Genomic DNA, 9990 nt, shown 5'->3' with positions numbered 1-9990 from the left:
CCCCCTCGATCCGGCGTCGCTGGAGATGCGTTCCCCACCGCCTGCCCCCACCGCCGCGCCAGCGGCACCGGCCACGCCTGCGCCTGCCAGTACGTCCGCGAAGCCGTCCGCCCCTGCATCGGGCGGCGCATCTGCCAGTTCCGCACCCAGCAGCGCGGCGTCCCCCGATACGGATACCGATATTGGGGACGACGCCCCGACCGACGCGGCGGAGGGGACGTCCACCAACCCCGCGCCATCGGGTAAGGCCGCGGCCACACCCGCACCTGCCAGCGCGCCCACGAAGCCGCCTGCCAGCGCACCGGCCAGCACGCCTGCCCCCGCGTCGGGCAGTGCACCCGCCAGTTCCGCGCCCGGCAGCGCGGCGTCCCCCGATACGGACACCGACACCGGGGATGACGCCCCGACCGACGCGGCGGAGGGGACGTCCACCGGTCCCGCGCCATCGGGTAAGGCGGTCACGCCCGCACCTGCTAGCGCGCCCGCGAAGCCGCCTGCCAGTGCGTCATCCGGCACGCCAGCGCCCGCGTCGGGTAGCGTACCCGCCAGTTCCGCATCCGGCAGCGCGGCGTCCCCCGATACGGATACCGACACCGGGGATGATGCCCCGACCGACGCGGCGGAGGGGACGTCCACCAGCCCTGCGCCATCGGGTAAGGCCACGCCCGCACCCGCACCTGCCAGCGCGCCCGCGAAGCCGCCTGCCAGTGCGTCGTCCGGCACGCCTGCGTCCGCGTCGGGCAGTGCGCCCGCCAGTTCCGCGCCCGGCAGCGCGGCGTCCCCCGACACGGATACCGATATCGGGGACGACGCCCCGGCTGATGAGGCGGAAGGGGCATCCACCGGCCCCGCGCCATCGGGGAAAGCAGCGGCCACGCCCACGCCCGCGCCAGCCAGTGCGTCCGCAAAGACGCCTGCCCCTGCCGCCAATGTACCGAACGGTAACAGACCTGCCGCCGCCGCGTCCGGCAGTACACCGGCAGGTGCCGCCGCCAGCGGCGGGACCGGTGCCGAACCCCCGGCCAATGCGACGGAGGACCTATCCACCGATCCCGCACCATCGGGCACGGCAGCAGGCGCGTCCGCCCCCGTCGGCACGCCCCCGGCCAGCAGCACCGCAGCCAGCACGAAAGCCGACACCGCCCCCGGCGGCACCGGGGCTGATACCGGGGGCATGTCCCCCAATTACGGACGGCAGGAGGCAGCCCCCACCCCCGCGCCGCGCGTGCCGGATTCCCATCCCTATATCGTGTCGGACCAGGACGAGGCGAATACCCCGTTTGCCGCGCCCCCGACCGACATCACCCCCATGGACGCGCAGCGTTCGCAGGCGATCGACGCCGCGACGCAGCGCCTGGCCCATGCGACGGAAATCTTCGACCTGCTGCTGGAGGAGGGGCATTACTGGCTGACGCATCGCGACATGGTCCGCGCCCATGAGGCCGTCCACCGCGCCCTGCAGATCGATCCCGACAGCACCGATGCCCTGTTCCTGCAGGGACGGATCGAGGTGGCGCGCGGGAATTTCGAGGACGCGACGCGCCTGGCCAACGAACTGTCCCACCATCAGGGTGTCGCGGACGAGGTGGCGCAGCTTCGCGGGATGATCCGCACCGGCCCGCTCAATGAAAAGCTGCTGGCCGAGGCCCGCGCCCTTGTCGCGCAGGGCAAGATGCATGACGCGATGCTGAAATACCGTCAGCTTTTCGGCCAGGGCGAACCGCCACCCGAACTGGCGATGGAATATTACCGCATCCTTGGCGGCACGCCGGTCGGCTATGCGGAGGCACGGGCGAAACTGGCCGATTATGTCGCGCGCAACCCGCATGACCTTGGCGCGGCGCTAACCTACTATCAGGTCCTGACCTATCAGGCCGTGTCGCGGACGGAGGGGATGGCCGGGCTTGAACGGCTGATGTCCGGGCAGGTGCCCGCGGGCATCCGGACCGAGGCGATGGCGGCATGGCGTGGCGCGCTGCTGTGGGAATCGGTGTCGGGGCAGACGGTCCCGCTTTATGACGAATGGCTGTCGCTGCATCCCGATGACCGCGAAATCCGCGACCTGCGCCAGCGCGCGCTGGCGGAGCAGGGACGGCTGGATGCCGCGAACGACCGCATGCAGGGCTATACCCTGCTGGCGCAGCGCCGCTATGGCGATGCGGAGGCGCTGTTCCGCAAGGCGCTGGCGGTTGATGACACGGATATCGAGGCACTGGGCGGTCTGGGGTATGTCGCCGAATCGCGCGGGCAGCGTGAACGCGCGCGGGCGTATTTCCTGCGTGCGCGGGCGCTGGACCCCGACCATGTGGCGCGCTGGGACGTGGCGCTGAAAAGCCTCGATGGCTGGAACATGGGGGCGAAGGGCGGCCGTGGCGGCGGGCCGGACCTGCTGGTGGCGGGGATCGCGCGCGCCATCGCGCTGGGTGAATTCGGCCGCGCGCAGGAAGGGCTGGAGGTGCTGGCGCGCCGCCGGGGCAGCCAGTTGACGCTGCTGTCGCTGCGCGGTGCGCTGGCGCGGCGCGAGGGCAACACGGCCGAGGCGATCCAGGATTATCGCGCCATCGTGCAACGCTGGCCCGACAATGCCGATGCGCTGTTCAACCTGGCCGACATCGCGGCGCAGGACGGGCAGGAGGACGAGGCCCGCGCCCTGATCGCGCGCCTTGGCCGCGGGCATGAGGCGATGGTCGCGCATGTGCAGGGGCAGATCCTGGCGGCGCAGGCGGAACGCGCCACCAGCGATGACCAGCGCATCGCCCTGCTGCTGCGCGCGGTGGAGACCGACCCGCGCAACCCGTGGCTGCGGCTGCATCTGGCGCAGGCGCTGGACCGGACCGACATGCCCGAACGCCGCGCGCAGGCCGCACGGATCATGGAATCCCTGACCGCCAGCCCCACCGCCAGCACGGAGGCGCTGCAGGCGGGCATGATCTATGCGCTTGACCATAATGACGACGCGATGGCGCAACGCCTGCTGGCGCGCATCCGCGCCGATGACCGGTCGAGTGACGTGGACGTTCTGGCGCAGCAGATCGCGCTGGCGCAGCAGATCCGCGACATTGACGCCGCCCCGCATTTCGACCGCACGGGCCTGATGGCGCTGGCGGACCGCGCCGATCCCAGCGGCGCGCGCGGGCGGATGATCGCCAATGCGTTCATCGACCACAACATGCCCCAGGCCGCGCGGGAAGTGCTGGTGCACGAGGAAAGCCTGACCCCCGACCCGCAGCCGTGGGAGATGCTGTCCTATGCCGGGCTGTACCTGCAGGTACATGACGCGGCCGATGCGCGTCGCTGCCTTGATGTGTATGACCAGATGGCGCACAGGCCGGATGTGCATGTCACGTCCGACCAGACGCGCCTGCGCCTGCAGATCGGCCTTGCGCTGCGCATCCTCGATGCGGAGGGGCTGGACGCCCACGGCCATGCCCGCCGTGCGCAGGCCGAACTGGCGCCGCTTCTGGCGCAGTACCCGAACTCGGTGGACCTGCACCTTGCGATGGGCCGTGTCTATCAGGCGCGGGGTGAACCCGTGCGCGCCCTGGCGGAGGATCAGGCGGCGCTGAAGCTGCGGCCCGGCAACATCTACGCCCTTGCCGCCGCCGCGCGCGATGCGGGCGGCGCGGATGACATGAAGACGGCGCGTGCCTATGCCGCACGGCTGGAGGCGGTGGCGCCCGACAGCCCCCTGACATGGGAAATCCGCGCCGAACTGGCCCGGATGGACCATTCCATGCGCGAACAGCTTTCGGATCTGGAGCATGTCCATGCGCAGCAGTGCGACATGCCTGGCGTGGTGCATTGCGGGCGGCGTGAAAGCCTGAAGCCGGATTACCGCTGGCCCGATATCGACAGCCAGTATGTCAACCTGCGTGGCGCGCCGCTGCCTGATACGTACCATTACCTGCATCAGGACGACCAGATCCAGGCCACCGACCGGCAGCGTGTGTACCTGCGCGATTCGATTTCGCCGCAACTGGACGCCAATACCTTCGTGCGCAGCCGTACCGGCACGCCGGGCCTGCGGCAGTTGACGGAATTCGCGGTGCCGATCACCGCGACCGTGCCGTTCGGGACGTGGGACCATCGCCTGTCATTTTCCGTCACACCGACGCTGCTGTTCACGGGCGACCCGCTTGATCGCGCCAATTCCGCGCGGCAGTTCGGGACGGTGGCGGTCAATGGCGCGCATGCGTGGGCGTATCACCATTACGACACGCAGGGCGTGGGGCTGAACCTCAGCTACTTCAACCGCTGGTTCAATGCGGATGTCGGATCCTCGCCCCTGGGCTTTGCGGAGACGAACGTGGTGGGGGGCGTCGAATTCTCGCCGCACCTGACCGACAACCTGATCCTGCGCATCAGCGGCGGGCGGCGCATGGTGACCGACAGCGAACTGTCCTATGCCGGGGAACGCGATCCCGGCACCGGGCGGCGCTGGGGCGGGGTGACGCGCAATTTCGGCCATGGCGCGCTGGAATGGGGCGAGGCCGGGTGGAATGCCTATGCCGGGGGCGGGTTCGCCTATCTCGAGGGGCACAATGTCGAAGGCAATACCGAGACCGAGGCCGGGGCCGGGGGCAGTGCGACCGTATGGCAGTACCACGAACGCCAGCGCCTGCGGGTCGGGGCGGACCTGATCTATTTCGGATACAAAAAGGATTCCTACTTCTTCACGTGGGGGCAGGGGGGCTACTTCTCCCCGCATGAATATTTCGCCGCGATGGTGCCGGTGGAATGGTCGGGCCATACCAACCGCTGGACATGGTTCCTGCGTGGCGAGGCGGGATATCAGGAATATCACAGCAGGGGCGCGCCGTACTATCCCACCAGTTCGCTGCTGCAGTCGGAGGTCACGCCCCCCGATTCCTATGGCGGGTATGGGGCCAGCGGCCTTGCGGGGAATGCGCGCGGGCGCATCGTCTATCAGGTGGACCACCGCTTCCGCGTGGGGCTGGAGGGTGGGTACACCCGCTCCGGCCCGTGGTCGGAAACCGACGGGATGCTGCTGTTCCATTATGCCTTTGACGGGCAGTGAGGACAGGGGCGGCAACAAGGGTTTCCGGGTGCCGCCTTTTTTCAAAAAGGCGGCGTTCTTCCCAAGCTTTTTGAAAAAGGCTTCACCAGACACTTTTTTATGTTTTCTTCGGCGGCGCCGTGCGTTTCCCGTGCAGGAGGGGGGCGGATTTGCCACGGGGGAACCCGGCGCGACATACTGCTGTCTTCGCGCCGGAGAAAGCCTGCATGCCGCCATTTCGTGTCACCGACCATTGCGATGGGACCCGTTTTTACAATCCCCCCGCCATCCTGCCGCAGGGCTGGACCCCGCGCAGGCTGCGTGCGCTGGCGATCTGGAAATGGCAGCGCAACCGCCCGCCGTCGGACTGGCCCGCATGGATCGACAACCCCGCCCCCACCGGCGACCCGTACCAGCCACCCGCACCCGGCGCGGTGCAGGTGACGTTCATCGGCCACAGCACGTTCCTGCTGCGCATCGCGCGCGCGGACGGGTCGGTGGTGACGGTGCTGACGGACCCGATCTTCTCGCAACGGTGTTCGCCCGTGCAATGGGCCGGGCCGAAACGGGTGCGCGCGCCGGGCCGGGCGCTGGCGGACCTGCCGCCGATTGACGTCATCCTCGTCTCCCACTGCCATTACGACCATATGGACCTGCCATCGCTGCGCGCGCTGGCGCGGCGGGGGGACGACCCGGTGGTGGTCGTGCCGCTGGGCAATGCGCGCCACCTGCGCGGGACGGGAATGCGGCGCGTGGTCGAACTCGACTGGTGGGAGGGGGTGGAGACGGCCGGCGTGCGGATCACCGCGACCCCCGCGCGCCACGCCACCGCACGTACCCCCTTTGACCGCAACCGCAGCCTGTGGGCCGGGTTCATGATGCAGGTGCCCGGCGCGGAGGGACGCATGCAACGGGTGTTCTTTGCCGGGGATACGGCGCATGGCCGCCACTGGGGCATGATCCGCGAACGTCTGGGCGCGCCGGATGTGGCGCTGCTGCCGATCGGGGCGTACAACCCGCGCGACCTGATGGCGGGCGTGCATGTCACGCCGGAGGAAGCCTGTGCGGGTTTTGTCGAACTTGGCGCGCGGCGGGGGATCGGCATGCATTTCGGCACGTTCCGCCTGACGGATGAACCGATGGACGAACCGGCGCAGCGCCTGGCGCGCGCGGTTGCGGTGGCGGGACTGCCGGCGGACAGGTTCACGACGCTGGAACATGGCGCGTGCTGCGATATCGTCTGCGGGGAGACGGCCCAGGAGTGAAAAGCAGGGGCGCGGTTTGCGAAAGGCGGCGTCCTTCGCGAAACCGTGGCCTACAGCGTGAGGGAGGGCCTGCAATCGGGCAGCAGTCCCTGCAGGATCCGGCGCGTGGTTTCCAGTGCGCGCGTCAGGCGGCGGGTATTGCGGTGGATCTTGAACGCCACCGCGTTGCCCAGCCAGAAATGGAACAGTTCGCGCGCCACGTTCGCCGGTTCGATGACGGGGCAGATCGACCCGTCGCTGATGCCCGCGCGAATCCCCCCGTCCAGAAGCCCGACCAGCATGTCGATCCCGCGTTCCATGACCGCGCGCATGCCGTCGGACAGTTCGCTGACCTCTGACCCGATCTTGACGATCAGGCATTTCTGGCGCGGGTCGGGGCTGGATTCACGTTCCGCCCATGAGGACCAGTACGCCATCATCCGGTCCAGTCCCGTCAGGTGCGGGCTGGCAAGGAACATGCGGATCGCCTCTGCATGTTCGCACATGTTATACTGTAGCAGTTCCTGCCCGAACATGTCCTTGGAGGAGAAGTAGTAATAAAACGACCCCTTGGGCACGTGGGCAGCCTCCAGCACGTCATTGATGCTGGTATTGACAAAGCCCTTCCGTGCAATCAGGGGCCATGCCTGTTCCAGCAGCCTCAGGCGTGTGGTGGCTTGCATTGGTGTGGCGGCCATTCTGACGGCTTATCTCCTTGGCGAAGGTCGGGCGGGCCATGGCATGTGTCCGGGCGGACATGGTGCGATCATGCGCATGGCGTGAGAGTGTATCGGGGGCAATAAACCGCAAACATACTTGAAATATAAATGTTTATTTAATCTGCCTTGGTGAATTCGCTTCGCCTGTCATCACTATCAGCTTTGAACAGTTTTGTCAGGCGTCCCTGATGTTGGGGAATGTATCAGTCCATGGCGCGGCCCCTATATCCGCATCTGGTGCGTGGTTTAAGGGGGAATCCAGAAAATGCGGTGTTCCCGCTGATGTCTGGCCCTGCGCGCGAGGGGCGCCGTCCCGGCGTGACGGGCAAATATGGGTGTAACCATCTGATAAAATGGCGAAAATATGGCAACTGCAAAAACACATATATATCCGTATAATATACGTTAGAACGAAACAGAACTGTTTAATCTTGACATCGCCCCATGCCGGGATATGATGCGGCCCATATCGCATCGCCATTCCCCTGGAAGGTCAGTCCCATGGAACCATATACCCGTGGATACAGTCGATGTCCTGCTTTCTTTGCGCCGGCGTGGCCCCGGCATTTCCGTCCAGTGCGATAGGCACCCGTGGGGTCTGCCGGAATCGTCTGGAATACAGAAAGATTTTTTCGGATACAGATCATGCTGGAATCAACAATTATTGAAATCGACGGCATCTTTGTCGGTACCGCCATCGTGCTGACCAATGTGGTCGGGCGGCGGTTCTATGCCACCCATGACAGCGTGCGCGCGCTGCATAATGTGGTCCTGCCCGACCTGTCGAGCCTGCGCCGCCGCGTCGCCTCCCTGTTCCGCGCCGCCGCACGCCCTGCCCCCTGACCTGTCCAGATGTCATGGTTTCCAAAGGGCAATGCCCTTTGGTGGGGGTTCGGGGGCAAAGCCCCTGAGGCTGGTGTCGCGTGAAACACCCGGGCCGCTTGCTCCCGACCCGGCAGGGCGCGCGCTGCCCCTGATTCGTTAAAAAGACTGGTTTCCAAAGGGCATTGCCCTTTGGTGGGGTTTCAGGGGCACGGCCCCTGAGCCTTCAGAACCGGAAGACGAAGTTCGACTGGTAATAGGTCCCGCTCGACCCGCCTGCCTCGTTCAGGGCGCGTGACGTCATGAAGCGCGAGACGTACTGCGTCCATGACAGGTGTGTATTGATCTGCCACGCCAGCGACGCCTGCGGGGCCATGCCGATGAACTTTCCGCCGAAGTTGCCGGAAAAGCTGTAGGCGCCAGAGGATTTGTAAACCCGGTCATTGGTGCTGTCGCGCCAGAACAGGGGATATTTGATCTGGATGCTGACGGACTTGAACGGCGTGACGCGCACCAGTGGCGCGAAACTGATGAGGTTCGACGCCGTCATGTAGGTCGTGGTGTCGAGGTAGTTGGTCTGCGGATTGAACGGCGAGATATAGGTGCCGATATCCCCGCTCTTGCTGGCGTCGTTGCCGCCGGAATACACATCCGTCTGGATCCCGGCAAAGGTGTGCAGGCTGTCCTTTGGCACGCGGTATCCGACGATGGAGTTGATGGCATAGGCGCTGACATTGCGTGCGACGTTGGTCTTGGCATAGCGGAACACGCCGCCCTGCCACACCGCGCCGACGGAAAATTCGATCGGCCCGGCCTGCCCGTGCCAGCGGACGCCGAAATTGTTGCGCGTGTTCGACCCCGTCGCCGTGCCCGTCTGCGTCGCGATGGCGCCTGCCGATCCCGACAGCTTGTAGCCGATATAGAACGCATCGACGAAGGAGTAGCCACGTTCGCCAAGGAACCGGAAATCCGGCGGCGCCCATGTGGTGTCGAACCCGTACAGCCGCGTGGAATAGTTTTCGGTGTCGTGGAACATCTTGTTCTGGCTGTCATTCGTCTGCACGAAGTCCCAGCCATCAATGCGGATGCGGTCCCAGATGGCATAGGCGCGGAACCCGTCCCATGACAGCGGCACGTTCGGCGTCTCGCGGTTATAGAGCATGTAGGACGGCGCATCGAGGAACTGCTGCCGCCCGAACATGAACCCCGTTTTCGCGCCGAACAGGTTCCACCGCGTCTCCACGAATGCCTGCTGCGCATCCAGCCGCTTGCGATAGGTGGAGCCGTATCCGTATCCGCCCCACCCGCCGGCATCGGCGTTGATCAGTTGCCCGAAAAACCGCAGGTGCGACCCGATATGCAGGTCCGCGCCATACAGGTTGCGCACGCCAAAACGGCCGGAATCGTTGGGTTTCTGCGTGCCGAGGTTGGGCCGTGTCTCGAACCAGTTGCGCAGCCGCGTCTCGCCCGAAAAACTGATCCACACCAGCCCGTCCGGTGTCAGCGGGATGTATTTCAGCACGTCGAACGGGTCGGTGTGGTTCTTGCTGTCGCGCAGGCGGCTCCAGTCCTCGGCCCAGGGGGCGACGCCGTATTGACCGACCGGTCCAAAGCCCGCGGATTCCCCGTTGCCGCGATTGAACACGCCCCAGTCATAGGGATGGCCGTTGATGCGGTTCTGTGCCCCGGTCATGACGATCGGCTGTCCCACCGGGTTGGCGTGGGGATAGGTCTGGATTGGCGGGCGCGGGCCGACATGCACCGTCATGTTTTCCGCCTGTCCCCCCGACACCGGTGTGGCCGGTGCAGGGGAGGGCGTGACATGTGACGGCGTAATGTGTGACGGTGTGGCATGCGTGCGCTGCGCCAGTGTAGGATGTGCCAGTGTCGGATGCGCCGCGTCGGATGTGCTGTGTCCCGGTGTGGTGGCGGCCTGCGCGCGTGTGGCGGCCACGCCCCCCCATGGCAGCGCAAGCGCAAGGGCGGCCGACCCCGCCAGCGGCGCGGCACGCAGGCAGCGCGCATTCCGTATGATGACGGAGGCGAAGCGGGAGGGCATCGCGCCTGCTGTGGCTGACCTTGGCAAGGATGTCATGGGAAGACCATCTCGGTGAGAAGGGAGGGAGGAAACGGGGGATGCAATCTGGTCCATATCCGTAATGTGATTTTATAATACGGTCAACAAAGT

The 9990-nt window shown here is 66.3% G+C and carries 5 protein-coding genes and 1 pseudogene; 3 read left to right on the top strand and 3 right to left on the bottom strand.

The window, feature by feature from the left end:
* A pseudogene (locus HNH97_RS09185) lies at window positions 1-1176 on the bottom strand (hypothetical protein); the annotation flags it as partial.
* Between HNH97_RS09185 and HNH97_RS09180 the strand changes: the two are divergent.
* Window positions 1175-5038 carry a cellulose biosynthesis protein BcsC gene (locus HNH97_RS09180; protein ID WP_244949376.1) on the top strand — a complete coding sequence of 1288 codons (3864 nt, stop codon included), beginning with the start codon at window positions 1175-1177 and terminating at the stop codon, window positions 5036-5038. The pseudogene HNH97_RS09185 and the gene HNH97_RS09180 overlap by 2 nt on opposite strands.
* Window positions 5039-5244: 206 nt before the next feature.
* Window positions 5245-6282: an MBL fold metallo-hydrolase gene (locus HNH97_RS09175; protein ID WP_171790676.1), complete on the top strand. Its 1038-nt coding sequence runs from the start codon at window positions 5245-5247 to the stop codon at window positions 6280-6282.
* 50 nt (window positions 6283-6332) lie between these two features.
* Here the strand turns inward: HNH97_RS09175 and HNH97_RS09170 are convergent, their stop codons facing one another.
* Entirely contained in the window at window positions 6333-6944 is a 612-nt protein-coding gene (locus HNH97_RS09170) for a TetR/AcrR family transcriptional regulator (RefSeq protein ID WP_167400358.1), read from the bottom strand.
* Window positions 6945-7625: 681 nt separating this feature from the next.
* On the opposite strand from HNH97_RS09170, the gene HNH97_RS09165 reads away from it, so the two are divergent.
* A complete protein-coding gene (locus HNH97_RS09165) occupies window positions 7626-7823 on the top strand; it encodes a hypothetical protein (protein ID WP_110914024.1) in 198 nt (65 codons plus the stop codon).
* A 205-nt stretch (window positions 7824-8028) separates the two neighbouring features.
* Here the strand turns inward: HNH97_RS09165 and HNH97_RS09160 are convergent, their stop codons facing one another.
* Complete coding sequence (locus HNH97_RS09160; protein ID WP_407716793.1) at window positions 8029-9861, bottom strand: alginate export family protein; 1833 nt, start codon at window positions 9859-9861, stop codon at window positions 8029-8031.
* Window positions 9862-9990 lie beyond the last annotated feature (129 nt).

The sequence above is a fragment of the Gluconacetobacter entanii genome (assembly GCF_013155425.1).
GTDB lineage: Bacteria > Pseudomonadota > Alphaproteobacteria > Acetobacterales > Acetobacteraceae > Novacetimonas > Novacetimonas entanii.
Note: the sequence above shows the minus strand (reverse complement) of the source record. Positions and strands in the feature narration are given on the sequence as shown.